The sequence below is a fragment of the Dyella ginsengisoli genome (genome assembly GCF_044904665.1).
Taxonomy (GTDB): Bacteria; Pseudomonadota; Gammaproteobacteria; order Xanthomonadales; family Rhodanobacteraceae; genus Dyella_A; species Dyella_A ginsengisoli.
Window position 1 is genome coordinate 776,966 of sequence record NZ_JADIKM010000003.1, and the last position, 13,257, is coordinate 790,222.

18 protein-coding genes are annotated in these 13,257 nt (G+C 67.2%); all 18 read right to left on the bottom strand.

Annotated elements, in window-relative coordinates; genetic code table 11:
• Positions 1 to 6: 6 nt before the first annotated feature.
• Positions 7 to 1,002 carry a phage tail tube protein gene (locus tag ISP17_RS13720; RefSeq protein ID WP_404634047.1) on the bottom strand — a complete coding sequence of 332 codons (996 nt, stop codon included), beginning with the start codon at positions 1,000 to 1,002 and terminating at the stop codon, positions 7 to 9.
• A 1-nt stretch (position 1,003) separates the two neighbouring features.
• Positions 1,004 to 1,138, bottom strand: coding sequence for a hypothetical protein (locus tag ISP17_RS13725; protein WP_404634049.1), 135 nt, complete (start codon positions 1,136 to 1,138; stop codon positions 1,004 to 1,006).
• Between the two features lies 1 nt (position 1,139).
• Positions 1,140 to 1,418 (bottom strand): hypothetical protein, encoded by a 279-nt coding sequence (locus ISP17_RS13730; protein ID WP_404634051.1) that lies wholly within the window; start codon positions 1,416 to 1,418, stop codon positions 1,140 to 1,142.
• A 4-nt stretch (positions 1,419 to 1,422) separates the two neighbouring features.
• A complete protein-coding gene (locus ISP17_RS13735) occupies positions 1,423 to 1,896 on the bottom strand; it encodes a hypothetical protein (protein ID WP_404634053.1) in 474 nt (157 codons plus the stop codon).
• The gene (locus ISP17_RS13740) at positions 1,887 to 2,321 is read right to left on the bottom strand and encodes a hypothetical protein (RefSeq protein ID WP_404634055.1); all 435 of its coding nucleotides are present in this window, start codon (positions 2,319 to 2,321) and stop codon (positions 1,887 to 1,889) included. The genes ISP17_RS13735 and ISP17_RS13740 overlap by 10 nt, the downstream gene beginning before the upstream one ends.
• Positions 2,318 to 2,800, bottom strand: coding sequence for a hypothetical protein (locus ISP17_RS13745; protein WP_404634057.1), 483 nt, complete (start codon positions 2,798 to 2,800; stop codon positions 2,318 to 2,320). The genes ISP17_RS13740 and ISP17_RS13745 overlap by 4 nt, the downstream gene beginning before the upstream one ends.
• A gap of 74 nt (positions 2,801 to 2,874) precedes the next feature.
• Positions 2,875 to 3,954 carry a hypothetical protein gene (locus ISP17_RS13750; protein ID WP_404634059.1) on the bottom strand — a complete coding sequence of 360 codons (1,080 nt, stop codon included), beginning with the start codon at positions 3,952 to 3,954 and terminating at the stop codon, positions 2,875 to 2,877.
• A 13-nt stretch (positions 3,955 to 3,967) separates the two neighbouring features.
• Positions 3,968 to 4,315, bottom strand: coding sequence for a DUF2190 family protein (locus tag ISP17_RS13755; RefSeq protein ID WP_404634061.1), 348 nt, complete (start codon positions 4,313 to 4,315; stop codon positions 3,968 to 3,970).
• A 32-nt stretch (positions 4,316 to 4,347) separates the two neighbouring features.
• The gene (locus tag ISP17_RS13760; RefSeq protein ID WP_404634063.1) at positions 4,348 to 5,424 is read right to left on the bottom strand and encodes a hypothetical protein; all 1,077 of its coding nucleotides are present in this window, start codon (positions 5,422 to 5,424) and stop codon (positions 4,348 to 4,350) included.
• Entirely contained in the window at positions 5,421 to 5,828 is a 408-nt protein-coding gene (locus ISP17_RS13765; protein WP_404634065.1) for a hypothetical protein, read from the bottom strand. Before ISP17_RS13765 ends, ISP17_RS13760 begins: the two co-directional genes overlap by 4 nt.
• Before the next feature lie 99 nt (positions 5,829 to 5,927).
• The gene (locus ISP17_RS13770; RefSeq protein WP_404634067.1) at positions 5,928 to 8,090 is read right to left on the bottom strand and encodes a structural protein; all 2,163 of its coding nucleotides are present in this window, start codon (positions 8,088 to 8,090) and stop codon (positions 5,928 to 5,930) included.
• Entirely contained in the window at positions 8,087 to 8,356 is a 270-nt protein-coding gene (locus tag ISP17_RS13775; protein ID WP_404634069.1) for a hypothetical protein, read from the bottom strand. Before ISP17_RS13775 ends, ISP17_RS13770 begins: the two co-directional genes overlap by 4 nt.
• A gap of 14 nt (positions 8,357 to 8,370) precedes the next feature.
• On the bottom strand, positions 8,371 to 8,637 hold the full coding sequence (locus ISP17_RS13780) for a DUF1660 family phage protein (RefSeq protein WP_404634071.1): 267 nt from the start codon (positions 8,635 to 8,637) through the stop codon (positions 8,371 to 8,373).
• Positions 8,634 to 10,520 (bottom strand): hypothetical protein, encoded by a 1,887-nt coding sequence (locus ISP17_RS13785; protein WP_404634073.1) that lies wholly within the window; start codon positions 10,518 to 10,520, stop codon positions 8,634 to 8,636. The genes ISP17_RS13780 and ISP17_RS13785 overlap by 4 nt, the downstream gene beginning before the upstream one ends.
• A complete protein-coding gene (locus ISP17_RS13790; RefSeq protein WP_404634075.1) occupies positions 10,513 to 11,271 on the bottom strand; it encodes a hypothetical protein in 759 nt (252 codons plus the stop codon). Before ISP17_RS13790 ends, ISP17_RS13785 begins: the two co-directional genes overlap by 8 nt.
• Entirely contained in the window at positions 11,268 to 11,645 is a 378-nt protein-coding gene (locus tag ISP17_RS13795) for a hypothetical protein (RefSeq protein WP_404634077.1), read from the bottom strand. Before ISP17_RS13795 ends, ISP17_RS13790 begins: the two co-directional genes overlap by 4 nt.
• On the bottom strand, positions 11,617 to 12,753 hold the full coding sequence (locus tag ISP17_RS13800) for a tyrosine-type recombinase/integrase (RefSeq protein WP_404634079.1): 1,137 nt from the start codon (positions 12,751 to 12,753) through the stop codon (positions 11,617 to 11,619). The genes ISP17_RS13795 and ISP17_RS13800 overlap by 29 nt, the downstream gene beginning before the upstream one ends.
• The gene (locus tag ISP17_RS13805) at positions 12,746 to 13,003 is read right to left on the bottom strand and encodes a hypothetical protein (protein WP_404634081.1); all 258 of its coding nucleotides are present in this window, start codon (positions 13,001 to 13,003) and stop codon (positions 12,746 to 12,748) included. The genes ISP17_RS13800 and ISP17_RS13805 overlap by 8 nt, the downstream gene beginning before the upstream one ends.
• Between the last annotated feature and the right edge of the window lie 254 nt (positions 13,004 to 13,257).

Sequence of the window (13,257 nt, forward strand, 5' to 3'; positions counted from 1 at the left end):
GCGTCCTTATTCGATGGTGGCGATGGGCGTCTTGAGCGTGGCAGTGACGCCGATCTCGCCACTGGTGCGGTGGGCGGTGAACGGCGCGGTGAGGCGCAGGCCCTTGGGGCCGGGCACCGTGGGCGTGCTCACGCCAAACACCAGCGCGGGGATGTTGATCTGCAGCTGCTCGTTGCCGTCCGTGCCGGCACCGGTGCCGTTCTGCAGGGTGAGCAGCAGGCTGGTGTCGGTGTCGCTGAGCGCGGCTGCAAGCAGCGCGTCATCCTTGAGCAGGGCCTCCACGGTGCCACTCACCGCCAGCATGCCCTCGGGCAGATCGCCGCGGGCACCGTTGCCGCCGATGACGTAGGTGTCCTCGTCGAGGTTGTTGCTGAAAGTGAAATCCAGCTTGGTGGGGTCGAGCACCAGCGAGCCGGCGCCGAACACGAGCGCCGCCGTGAGCGTGCTGAAGGCCGCGTGGCCGGTGTCATTGGGGGTGGCGTCGATGGGCGTGCTGCTCTTGCTGTAGGCCGAGCCCGCGAGGGTGCTGGTGACCTGCAGAAAGCCGCTGGGCGACAGCGAGAACTGCGCCTGCGCCACGCGCACGCCGGAATAGCGCACGTAGCGGCTGGCGGCGGTGAAATCCGCGCCCATGTCCTCCTCCAGCGTCATGCCCGGCGGCAGCGCCGTGGCGCCGTCGAACGCCACACCGAACACGTGCGTGGTGACGCCGGTGGTCGTGGTGCTGCTGGGGGCGCCGAGGATGTGCTTCAGCCAGTACCCGATCGTCTGCGGCGCGGCATTGATCTGCACGGTGCCGGCCACGCTACGGTTGCCGGCGATGCTGCGCGACATGCCGCGGTAGCCGGAGATGGTCTCGTCCTGGTCGCGCGTCTGATCGGATTTCAGGTTGTTCTGCACGAACGGCAGAATCAGCGCCGTGGGCGTACCCGATGGCGTGCCGTAAGTGGCCTCGGTGAGGCCGATCAGGCGGACGTTTGCGCCGCGTACCTGCTTGCCCATGTCAGTGCTCCTCGCTCAGGGTGTTGGGCGCCGGCGCGTTGTCAGCCCCCGGGGATTCAAGCTCGCATGCCGCCTCTTCGCGGCGAGCACGGGCCATTCTTGGATTGAAATCGCTCTCATCCATCAGCTTTCCCATGTCACTGCTCCTCGGTGGCTGGCGCATCCGCCACCGGCGGCGCAGCCGCGGCAGGCGGTTCAATGGCGTCGGCCGGGGTCGCGGCATTCACCTCGGCCTCGGCGCGGCTCTTGTCGCTGGGGTCGGCAAAGGCCAGACCCTTGGCGCGCACCAGGCGCAGCGCCTCGGCGGCGTCCACGTCGACGCTGGCGCCGCGCTTGATGTGGCCCACGGCGCGCACGCCGGGCAGAGCGTCGGCGGGGAACGTCACGGTGTACTTGCCGGTGTTGGTCTTGGCCATGGGGTCAGTCCTCGATGGTGATTTCGCAATGCACGCGTGCCACCCAGCACTGCAGCGGGTGGCGAACGCCTTGATCGGGCATCCACTCCTTGAGCCAGGCGGCATTGCAGCCACCGGGCTGGGGGTTGCGCAAAAACAGGCGGCCGAGTGCGCCTGGCAGCGCGGCGCGCTGGTCGGCGGCGGTCTCGCGGTTCTGCTCGTTCCACAGCAGGCAGATGTCGAGCTCGTAGGAGAAGGCCTGCGAGCGGTGGCCGATCACCAGGCCGCTCTCGTCACCACTGGCCCAGCTGGAGGTGGCGCCGTCGCCCTGCTCCATCACAAAGCACGGCAGCTGGTTGGCGCTGATCTGCTCCCACGGCGTGTTGGCGCGCAGTACGCGTGCCACCGGCTGACCGATGGCGGCAGCGATATCCGCGGCAAACGTGGCATCGCCCGTCAGCAGCGCGCGGATGGCCGTGGTGGTGGTGGCTACGTCCACAGCGGAATCCACCCTTGTTCGAGGTCACGCTGGATCACCATCAACGGCTGGTATTCCGCCGCGGCGTCGTCGATGAACGGGCGGCCATCCGCCTTGATGCGGGTGCGCGTTTTGCCCCGCCCTGCCCACTCGTTCACCACGCCGCTGTGCACCGCACCGGCATAGCCGGCCAGGTTGAACACGTAGGCGGTGAACGGGTTGGCCGGCGTGGTGCGCTGGGCCTTCTGGTTGAGCAGCAGGCCGCCGGAGCGGCGCGGCACCGGGTAGCTCCAGGGCTCCGCATTCTTGGCGCCGGAGAGGTTGCGCCGGGCGATCGCATTCACGCCGTCCGCCGCCTTGCTAAGACTGGTGGACAGCGTGCTGTTGAGGCTGTCCACCATCACGCGGATGTTCTGCAGCAGCGCGCTGTTGGCGAGCGTGCTCATGCGGCGCCCCCGGTAAGGCTGGGGTAGCGGCCGGTTTCCACCACGCCGCTGGCCAGGCCGCTGCCGTCGTAGAGATCGCTGTCATCCTGTCCGCTGGCGCGCATTCCCTCGCCCAGCCAATATCTGGCATCGTCCAGCGCTGCCGCGGCGCGTCGGCGCAGCTCGGTGAGTACCATGGCCTGATCTTTCGCCAGCGCGCTGGAGGCGTTCGATTCCACAAACGTGTAGCGGCGGCGGTACAGCTCAGCGGTGGCGTACCCCACTTCGGCCTGGCGGGCGCAGTCTTCGGCATAAGTGCCGCTGGCAAGCGCCGCATACGTGGCCGCGCCCATCTTCTGCTCCACCCACAGGCCGGCCGACTTCAGCACCTTGGCCAGGTAGCCGGTGGTTACCGTGTCGAAATCCGCAGGCGAGCCGAACTGCGAGGCGTTGAAACCCTCGTCGATCAGATCCTGCACGCTGGCCTTGGGGTCGCTCATGCGATGGTGCTGTCTCGCCTAAAAAAGAAGCCGCGCGGCTGCAACCGCGCGGCAGGGCACTGCCGCCCGGGGAGTTAGGTGAACAGGACGCGGGCCACCTGGTCGGCGTCGCCGATCACCGCGTTGGTCTGGAACGTGCCCACGTAGTCATTGGCGCGCACGTAGACGTTGCGCTGGCTCTCGATCTGCAGGTTGAGCCAGTCCGCCCGCTTCAGCTTGCGACCCGGCAGCACCAGGTAGTAGCCGCCCACGTTGGCCGGGATATACGTGCTGGCCACCACGGTCTGCACGCGCACGTTGATCGGCTGCACGTTGGCGTTGTAGGCCACCAGCAGGCTGCCGGCGGTGGCGGTGAGCATCTTGGTGATGCGGCCCACGTCTTCCGGTGCGCACACGATGATGAAGCCCGCGTTCTGGCCGGCGCCGTAGCCCTTGTCGCGCACCTTGCGCAGGATGCCGGCGGCGGCCTTGTTCAGCGTCTTGGTGTCGTCGGTATCGAAGGCAACGTTGACGCCCGAACCCAGAGCGGTGAACAGGTCGTAATGCCACTGCGCCTTCTTGTCCCACGCCTTGGCGTTGAACTCGGACACCGTGTCGCTCACGGCCCACCACTTCTGGAAGCGCAGCCAGTCGTCGAGAATGCCCACTCCATCGGCGAAGGTCACGTACTTCACCGGCAGCACGTTCTCGGTGACGCCGCGGCGGATCTTCACCGCCTCGCCGGCCTTCTTCTGGGTGAAGGTAACGCCGTTGTTGGCGTCCAGCACCTCGAACGTATCGTTCATGCTGTTGCGCATGTCGACAAAGTCGAAGGCGGCGGTGTAGCCCATGTCGATGTCGGGCATGTTGGTGTGGAAGAACGACACCACCCGGTTGCTGGCATCCACCAGGCCCGGGTTGTCGCCCGGCACCGCCCACTTCTGCTGCAGGTGCGCCTTGACGCGCTCCACGCTGGGCACCTGGAGCTGGCCATCGTTGCCGCCAATCACCTTGATGCCGTGGTCGAGCGTTTTCACCGCCGCGGCACCGCCAAGCTCCAGATACATGGACGGCAGGCTGAAGTCGGTATTGATGGCCTGGGCGAGCGCCTTGAGCTGCTCGGCCGGGTCGTTGATGGTGCCAAGCTTGGCGAAGTTGCTGTAAACGGTGCGCATGATGCTTGGCTCCTTAAGCCGCGAAAGCGTTGAAGGCCACCAGGCCGGTGGTGGCATCGCCCACGATCGCCGCCTCCAGCGCGTAGCCGATCAGCGTGTTGCTGGTCGCCACGTTGGTCACCACCTTGTTGGTGTCGTCCCAGTACAGCTTGTCCAGCGCGGACCAGGCCACGGCCGCCTTGGGGGCGCCGTAGATTTCCGCCTCGTAGGCGTAGCCATTGATGGCCGCGGCGTCGGCGTAGTCCGTGGGGATCAGCAGCCGGGCGTTGATCAGCACCGGCGTGTGCGCGGTGGTAGCCGCACTGTGTGCGTACTGCAGCGTCTTGATCTGCGACGCCGGCGAGCGGATCTGCAGCGACATGGGGCTGTCTCCTTAAGCGACGAAAGGGGCGATCAGCCCGCGAGGGCCGGGTTGTTGAGGGGCGAGTCCGCCGGCACCTGGGTGGTGCCCGGACCCGGCGCGTTGGTGTTGGCGCCCTTCACTGCGCCGGTGTTGCCGCCGGGCAGGCGCGCCTCGTAGTTCTTCTGCATCGCCTGCAGGCGGGCCACCGGGAAGTCGGCGAGGAACGCCTTGGCGTTCTTCACGTCGTCTTCGCTGTCGCCGGTGAGCTTGAGCTGGCGCTCGATCGTCACGATGTCGTCGATCAGCGCGCTCTTGAATGCCTTGGCGTCGGTGACATGCGCCTTGAGGGTGGCCGGGTCGTCGAGCAGCACGGCGTCATCGCCCAGGGCGGTCTTGATGGCGGCCAGCGTGGTGGCCGACTTCTCGCCGTTGGCGGCCTTGGACTGCAGCGCAGCGATTTCTTCGGGCGTCATGGTGGTGCTCTCCGGTTCGGGATCGGTGTCGAATGGGGCGGCCTTGATGGCGCGCGCACCCTGCTGGGCACCCAGCCACACCAGGGACATTTCCTCAGCGCTACCCGGGCCCATCCAGCGGCGCGCCGTGAGCTCGTTGCCCTGGGCGTCCTTGATGGCCACGCGGTCGCTGGCGTTGAAGCCAATGGACACATCGCCGGCAATGCCGGCGTCCTGCTTGATCAGCAGCGAGGCGTTGTCGGGTGTGCGGGCGAAATAGGCTTTCGCGGTGAGCACGGTCACCATGCTGCGATCGGGCGGCAGCTGCAGCTTGGGCTCGCCCAGCAGCGTGCGGGCATCCTCCAGCGACATGGTGGCGGTGGCGGTGCCGAACACCTTGCCCTCGGCCGGGCCACCGCTTCCGCGGTAGCTGGTGGGGTGAATGATGTGCACACCCTTGCGCGGCAGCGTGTTCTTGAAATCCTCGAGCAGTGCCTCGTCGAAGCACTCGTTGTCGCGGTCGATGCAGTTGTGCGCCAGCACGTACTCGCGCACCTGCAGCTCGTCGGCCGTGAACTCGCGCAGGGTCAGTGCGTTGATCTTCGCCAGCGTGGACTCGTCGACCGCCGTGGCGGCCTTGATGTGCAACGCAAGGCTTTTGACCTTGTGGCTCACTTGGTACGTGCCGCCTTCACGGGCTTGGTCTTGGGCGCCTGGGCATCCTTCGCCGCAGCCGCGCCGGCCGGGTTGGCCAGGCGCCATGCGGCCTGATCGCCGGTGAGCGGGCCGTGGTATTCCGGGTGCTGCCAGTGGGCCTTGCCGAGCTTGCCGGCGGCTTGCGCCGCCGGCTCGCCCGCAGCATCCCCCACCGCAGGAGGATTCGGTTTGCCTTCGCCGCCGTCATCGTCCAGCGCCTGCAGCGCGGCATCGATCGCTGCGAGCAGCGTGGTGCGCCCAGCGCCGGAGGCCGTCTCGGCGGCCTGCAGCTCCACCAGCGATTCGCGGCTGAGCGCGGGCAACTGGCCGGTGATCTGCTCCACCATCTGGCCCTGCAGCTCAGCGATATTGACCTGTTCCATGGGTGCAGCCTCTGCGCGACACGTGCGAAGTAGGCTGCAGTGGAAGGCCTCAAGGTGGCCCGCCGCCATGCCGGGGCGGGCCACCGTTGGGGCCTGGCGCTAGTCGTAGTGCGCGGTGATCGCGCAGGCGCACATGGGGTGGCTGTCGCGCATGGGCTTGGGGCCGGCACCGACCAGGTACGGGCCATTCTTCTGGATACCCACGCAGATGCTGCATGCGTCCGGCGACACCAGCCAGTCGTATTTGGCGATGCTGCTGGCCTTGAGCGCCTCCTCCTCACCATCGGCATGGCTGGCCACCATTTCCGAGGTGGCCAGCCGCTCCCAGTTGTAGTTGGCGTTGCCGAACTGCTTGCGCAGCTGGCGCGCCACCTCGGTGGGCTTGGTACCGTTGTAGGTGCCTTCCTGCAGGGCCTTCACGATGCCCTGCTCGTACTCGCGCACGGTGGTCTTCTGCAGCGCCGACTGCAGGCTGTCCGGAAGCGCTGCGCTGTAGCGCTCGCGCGCCTGCGTCACCAACATGTCGGTGGTTTCGGTGGGCGTTGCGTTGGCCAGCGTCTCCGTGAGCCCGCGCTGCCAGATCTCGAACACCAGCTTGGCCAGCGCGCTGTCGCCGCGGCTGTTGCGGATGATGAAGTCGCTCTGCAGGTTGAGCAGCTTCTGCAGCATGGTGGCGGCGTCCCACACGAACACATCGCCGGGCGCCTTGGTGGCCGGGAGTGACAGCGCGGCGATGGTGTCGTCGGCCAGTTGCACCCAGGCGGCCTGCGCAGCAGCCACCGCCGCGGTGGTGAGGCGCGGCAGCTCCGGGTCATCGATCGCCCACTGCTCGCCGCCGCTGGACTTGTGCACGTGTGGCGCCTGCTTGCCCACCAGGCGGTACAGGGCATCGCGCACCACGGGGTCCAGTTCATCCAGCGCGCCGTAGTGCTTGGCGCTCGGGTCGCTCTGCGGGTCGGTACCGGCCGGCGCGGCCGGCGCCTTCCCACCGTTGGCGGCCATCATGGCGGTCTGCGCGTTGAGGAACGCCGCCTGGGCGCGCTTCAGCTCATCGCGCAGGTTTGGTAGGCGCTGCACCAGTTGCCAGTCGCCCGGCTTCCAGGTGAGGCCGCGGCCGCGCAGCCAGGTCTCCACCACGCGGTTGAGGCCGTGCTTGCGGGCCTCAAACCGGGTTTTGCTCTCCTGCAGCACCACCTCGGCCTGGTTGTCGGCCATGCGCTCGGCCGTGGAGAACTGCATGCCGAGCATCCACGCCGGCAGGCTCGTCTTGGCGAGGATCTGCTCGAGCATGTGGCGGGCAGGCATTTCGATGTTCAGCACCTTGCCGTCGCCGCCGATGATGCTCACCGACACATCGTCGTCAGCGCCCACGGCGGTGACGAAATCGGCGCTGTTGCCGCTGCGCTTGATGTTGAGCGCGCTTTGCAGCGATCCGGCCAGCGTCTTGCGCCGGGACTCCAGCGCGGCATCCTTCAGGGTGCGGTTCTTGGTCTTGTAGTTCACGTGGAACACCGGATCGCCGAAGCGCTCCCAGGCCTGGCCGGTGGCGTTGTGCATCTTCAGCAGGATCTGCCCCACAAACTCGATGGAGCGCAGCAGGCTGACGCCGTAAGGCTGGTCGTTCTCCGGATTGAAGGCGGCGTACACCATGCGGTTGGGGTCGATCATCGTGTAACCCTTGCCCTGGATAAGCTGCGCGTTCAATGTGCGGCCGCTGTTGCGCAGCACCGTCTCCATGGCGTCGGTGCCGTCCTTTCGCCCAGCGGCATTGGGCAGCGGCGGCAGGTACCAGGTTTGCAGCTGGCCGGTGTCCACGTCGCGGTGAAACAGCACGCCCTTGCTGTCGGCCACGCGCAGTCCGATCAACTCCCGGCCGCGGCGATCGAACACCATTTCGCCCACGGTGAAGCCCTGCTCGTAGAGCTCGTTGCCCTGCCCCGAGTAGAACGCATGCATGCCGCCCTGCAGGTCACTCACCGGGATGCTGTCCAGCAGCCCGGTCTGGATGGCCTGCACCAGCTTGTCGTTGCCGCCCTCCACCGCCAGCAAGCCGTCGACCGTCACCAGTCGATTGATGGCGCCATCAAGCACGCCCAGCGACTCGCGCAGCGCCTCGAAGAACCACGGGTTGTTCTGCCGCGGCACGAACCCGTTGATCTGCTCACTCCACGGGCCGAGCGCCATGCCGGCACGCGCCACGGCGCTGCTGCCGATGTCGTTGGATTTGCGGCCGGCGAACCAGGTGCGGGGGAGGATGTTCATACGTCACCGATGGGCTTGAGGATGCGGATGGGAGCCTCGATCGAACGATCGGAAGGCAGCAGATAGGTCAGTACCTCCAGCGCGGTGTCTGCGAGCAGCGTCCAAAGCTGGAGGATGGGCACCTTGGGTGCGGCCATGAACTCGTTGTCATGCTCGCCCACCGCCATCCATGCCGGCACGCCGAACAGCGTCCCTTCGTGCGTCATGCCGTAGGCGATCGCCGCGGTGCGGGGAAGGTAGATCAGGTGGAGCGGGTTGATCTTCATGGGTGCGCCCGAAGTCAGAAAGGAAGGTGATCAATGTTTTCGTCGTGGCGTCCCCACTTTTTCCCGCAGTCAGGGCATGGCCTGAACCGGGCCAAGAAAGACGAAAACCATTCCTTCGCAAACTGCCATTCGATGGCGATGCGAACCTTTATCCGCTCCACCCTCAGCACGCCAATCTGCACTTCGCAATCGCATCGCATGCAGCGGTCGATCGCGTAGTAGTAGCTGGCGTATGGATCCAGACGATGGCCCATCAGCCTGCATCGCAATTTAGCCTTCATGCGGCGCGCTCCTCCATCCCACAGCTGAAAACATCCACCTCGCCGCCCACTTCGTCGTACAGCTTGCGCAGCATCTGCATGCGGCGCGCATCGATGTCGTGGTCGTCTTTCTTGGCGTAGATGGGCCACTTGGTGCCCTGCCGGGCGGTGTGGTTGGTGAGGTGGTTGAGCACCTCGGTGTCGTAGGCCATGGCGTAACCCAGCGACTGCAGCCGCTGGCTGATGCATTGCGTGGCCCAGTGCTTGGCCGGTGCACGCACAATGCTCTCGCCGCTGCCGTCGTCCTTGGACTGGTCCACCAGCGGTTCGCCGTCTTCGCCGATGCAGTCCACGGCGTTGGAGAACTGCAGGCCCGTCATCACCTCGTCGAACCGCATGTCGGCGTAGGCCTCCAGCGTCTGGAGGTCTTTCACCACCACCGTGCCGGCGCTGCCCAGATCCACACCCCAATGCGGCAGGCCGCCGAACAACTCCTGCAGGCAATACACCAGCTCGCGCTGGATGTAGTAGTCGACGCCGCGTGCGCTCACGCGCAGCACGTCCTGCAGCTTGGGGCCGCGCTGCTCGCTGATGATGATCTCCGTGGGGTCGTTGCTTTCGCCCAGGTCGGCGCCGGCCCAGTAGACGCCGGCACTGGAACCGGCGAGGTGCTCGCGCAGCAACGCGCGCATAGCTTCGCGGCGCTCGCTGTCGATGCGGCTGGCGAACGGGGCAAGCGGCAGTGCGCCGTCGAACAGCTCCTCGTATTGGCCGCTTTTACGGCCATGTTCCACGTGGAGAACGACGCGTTTCACGCTCACGTTGAACTCGCCGCGCTGGCGGTCGATGTTGATCGACAGCACGCGGTAGTCGGGCAGATCCTGCACGTTGGGCAGCAACAGATCCCAACTCCACACCGGGTTCTCCGCCTCGCCCCACTCGCCGAGCACGTTGCGCTTGTAGCCCGGGGTATGGCGGCCGCCAAAGTCGCGGATGAACTGCGCGTCGCGCTCCGGACTCCAGAACGGCGGCGGCATGATGGTCTTGGGCCAATGGAACAGCCGCCGGCCGGGCTGACCGGGTGGCAGGTTCGCTACGGCGTCGCTGCACATCTGGAAAAAGCCGGTGCTGCGATCGCCATCGGGCACGCTGTACACGCGCTTGCGGCAGCCGGGCTCGCAGCTTCGCCAGAACTCGCTCCACTGCACGGCGCGCTTGAGCTTGGCGGCCTCGTCCACCAGCGCCATGGCGTTCACGTGCACGCCGCGGAACGCCTCGCCGTCGTGGCCGGCGGGGCGGTAGTACACGCGGCCGATGCCGGGCTTTTCGTTCTCGCCCAGCGGGATGGTGAGAAACCGCTGCATCATGTGCGGCGTGCGCTTGGGCTTCAGCCAGAACTGGCTGAGGATGCTGCCCTTGGCGTCGCCGCTCTCTTGCGCGCCCACCTGCCCCTCAATCGCCAGGATGATCTCGTCCAGGTGCGTCTGCTGCGGCGCGCCCACCAGCATCCACGGCCGGCGCACGGTGAACCCCATGCTGGTGCACTGGCCCCACAGGATCAGCACGGTGATCTCGCGCGTCTTGCCCACTTCGGCGCCGTCCTGGTGCACTACGTCCTGACTCCAGCTGCGGCAGCTCTCGCGCTGATAGTCGAAGAACTGCCACGGGTCGCCGGTGCGTGGTTCCACGAGAAACGTCTCGGCCCAGCGCACGGGGTCTTCGAACACGAACAGGAACAGCGCCTGCTCCATGGTGATGCCGTAGTCGCCACGGTCCAGCGCCTGCCATGCCCAGCCGCGCTCGCACAGCCACGCCTCGAACTCATCCGGCGCGAACACACCGCGCTCGCTCATCTGGCGAAGCACGTCGTGGTTGCCGGTGGGCAGGCGGCGGCGCTTAGCCATCGTCGCGGCCCGGCGACGGCAGGCGCTTCTGCGCGCGGTTGAAGATGGCGCCGAGCAGCGACTGCAGGCCATCGGCGGCCTCGTCGTCGTCCTTGAGCTTTTCCCGGGCGCGCGGCGTGGCCATGAGCTCGGCGAAGTTGATGCCGAGCGACTCGTTGAACTTGATCAGCGCCGCCAGCATCGGGTTGGGCTTGTACTCGGCGATGACCATGTGGCCGTCCTTGTCGTACACCACCTCGCCTTCCTTGCTGACCCACGGTATCGACAGCAGCAGGCCGTCGTTGGCGATGCTCTCGCGGATCTTGTGCAGCAGCTCCATGTTGCCGGCCATCTGCCCGGCGAGCAGGCCGTGCATGCCATCCATGTCGCCATCGGTGAAGGCGCGCATCAGCGAGTCGAGCGCGTGCACGTAGACGGTTTTGTCCAGGCAGCTGCCGCCGGCACGGGTGAGGCCATCCAGCACTAGGCTGCAGGGGTGTTCGGTGCGCTCGGGGTTGTCCGGATGGAACGGACACGTGGTCACGCACGGCTTGCCGAACATCTTGCTGATGGCCGATGCGCTCTGCCCGAAGTGCTGCCGGTTGATGGCGCTGTAGCGTCCATGCACCCACGCGTTGCGGCTGCTGGCGGCCTTGCCCTCCTCCGTGATCGGCCCGGTGGCCGCCGCGGCAGCGGCCGGCAAGTTGCTGCGGCGCTGCTCCAGCGCGGCCGGGCTCATGGTGTAGGGGCGTTTGGCCTTGCGGTCGGTCATCGGCGCTGTTTCCCATGCCGGGGTGGCCCGCCGCCATGCCGGGCACGGGCCACCCGCTGCACGGTCGTGCGCGGCACCTTCAGCTGGTCGGCGATGCCGCGGTGGCTCATGCCCTCCTGCCGCACCAGCCGCTCGATCTCGGCATCACGCAGCTGGCTCCACAGCGGTTTCAGCAGGCCGCTGCGCGATGGCACCCACACGTGCTCGTCGCCGAACTGGTCGAGCACGCGCACCAGCGCGGCCAGGCCGATCTGCTGGGCGATGAGCAGCCACAGATCCTTGGCGCTGGTGGGGTGCTCCATCTGCACACCGGCGAGCAGCTGCTCCTCGAACGCCGTGGGCGGCTCACCGGGGCGGGAGAATGCTGGATCCATGGCGCTTCCTCTCGAGGTCTTGGGCCCACAGCGGCAGGTCATCGGGCACGGTGCCGAGGGCGGCGTGCTGGCGATGGGCTTTCAGGCTGTGGCGGTTCATGCGGTTACTCACCGCGAGGTAGCGGCGCGTGGTTTCGATGGACTCGTGGCCCATCAGCACGCGGATGCGCTCGATGTCGGTGCCGTCGTCGTAGAGCATCGTGGCGAAGGTGACGCGGAAGCGGTGCACGCCCCAGCTGCCCAGGCCAGCGCGGCGCGCCGTGCGCTTCACGGTGTCCTCGATCGCCTTCACGCCCAGGCCGGCGCCCTTTCCGCCGTTGCGGGAGAGGTTCACGAACACCGCATCGGTGTGCAGCTCGTCGATGCGGCTGCGCGCCTCCAGCCACACCACCAGCGAGCGCACCACCGGGCCTTCGATCGGCACGGTGCGCTCTTTCGCGCCCTTGCCGAACACGTGCACCTGGCCCTTCCGGTCGCTGGCCAGCTCCAGCTGGTCGATGCGCAGTGTGGAAATCTCCTCGCGGCGCAGGCCACCGGCCAGCAGCAGGAGCAGCATCGCGGTATCCCGCTGCACCACCAGCTCGGTCTCGCCCTCTTTCACCGCGGCGAACAGCGAACGCAGCTGGGTTGGGCTGTACTTCTTCGCCGTGCTGGTGACGCGCTTCGGCGCGGCATAGCCCACGGTGACGTTCTTCGCCTCGTCGCGGCTGGCCATGTAGCCAAACAGGCTGCGCACGGCCATCAGCGCCTGCCGGCGCGCCGACACCGACAGCCGGCGGCGCATGTACAGCCACTTCTGCCAGTTGTCGAGGTCGCGCACCTGAAGAGCGCGCAGGTCGAGGCGCTGCTCGTCCACCCAGCCGACGAAGCGCGCCACGGCCTCCACGTAGTCCGCCACGGTCGTCGCGCCGCGGAACCCGCGCACCACCACCAGGAACTGCACCCACAGCCAGCACAGCGTCAGCCAACCCGGAGTGCGCCACTCGCGCGCCTCCACGGCGCGCATCGCCGACGCCAGCGGCCCGCCGCCCGCGAGCAGCGACTCGCGAATGCGCAGCTCCTGCGCCGGCAGGTCGAGGCCGCGCGGGATCTCCGGCACCTCAGCCACGATCGTCCTCCTCCAGCTCTTCGAGCGGACCCTCAATGGCCGCTACTAGCGCCGCGACGGCTGCGATCACATCCGCCACCTCGAACTCGCGACGCTGGTCCCCAACGAGGTCACGGATTCGGCGAAAGGCCATTTCCCATCGATCCTTGCGGACGATCGCACCGTCATCGCGGAACTCGTAGTCAGCCGGATCCGCATCGCGGAATTGAGGGGCCCGGAAATCGCGCTCAGTGACAGCCCGGTTAGCCACGCAGTACCCCCTCGCGGCCAAAACCTGAAAACCCTTCCCATTTTTCGAGGGCCCACCAGGTAAGGGGCCCGGACCCGATGGGGCCTGCTTTCGGTGGGGGGTGTCCTGCCCCGACCCCAGCCGACCGCTGGCAGACCGCGCTCCGCAAGGGCTCCCGGCTTTCGGCTTTCGGGTTCCTGCAAATCTCACGAAGGCATGAGACCGCCAGCGAGCGCCGAGCGGGTCGGATGGCATGGCGCAAGGGCTCGCGCCCC